The sequence below is a fragment of the Massilia arenae genome (assembly GCF_008014745.1).
Lineage (GTDB): Bacteria > Pseudomonadota > Gammaproteobacteria > Burkholderiales > Burkholderiaceae_D > Telluria > Telluria arenae.
Genome location: NZ_VPFD01000070.1, coordinates 1 through 534 on the forward strand (window position 1 = coordinate 1; position 534 = coordinate 534).

Below are 534 nucleotides of genomic sequence, written 5' to 3' on the forward strand. Positions count from 1 at the left end.
TCTCGCATCATCTCGACTGCATCCTGGTGGCGCGCGACCGCAGCGGGCAAACCATCGACGCCGTCACCGGACGCGGTCCCTTGAAGGTGAACCAACTGGTCACGCACTTGCTGCCGAAACTCGATCCCCAGGCGCTGTTGGCCACTGATGCCAACGCCGCCTATCCCGCCTTCGCCCTTGCCCATGGCATTGCGCACCAGGCCGTCAACCTCAGTGCCGGCGAACGCGTCCGCAACGGCGCCGAGGGCGCCATCCACGTTCAAAATGTGAACGCCTATCACCGGCGCCTCAAGGAATGGCTGGCGCGCTTCCATGGCGTGGCGTCACGCTGGTTACCCAACTACCTGGGCTGGCATTGGGCGCTCGATGGCGGCCGAGTTACTTCCGTCGAGCAATTGCTGCGTATTGCATTCGGGGTCATCAACAGGTAACGATGACAGCGCCTTTCCTTTGGCGCTGTCATCGTTAGATATGGATGAGCATTGAACTGCTGAGCTGATCCGCGGTCCAATCCCGGTCGCCATCGATCAGGAG

1 protein-coding gene is annotated in these 534 nt (G+C 61.6%); it reads left to right on the forward strand.

What is annotated here, in order from left to right; all coding sequences use genetic code 11:
- The coding region (locus tag FVD38_RS26325; protein WP_147937496.1) for an IS1595 family transposase at window positions 1-431 on the forward strand (431 nt) is incomplete at its 5' end.
- Window positions 432-534: the final 103 nt, after the last annotated feature.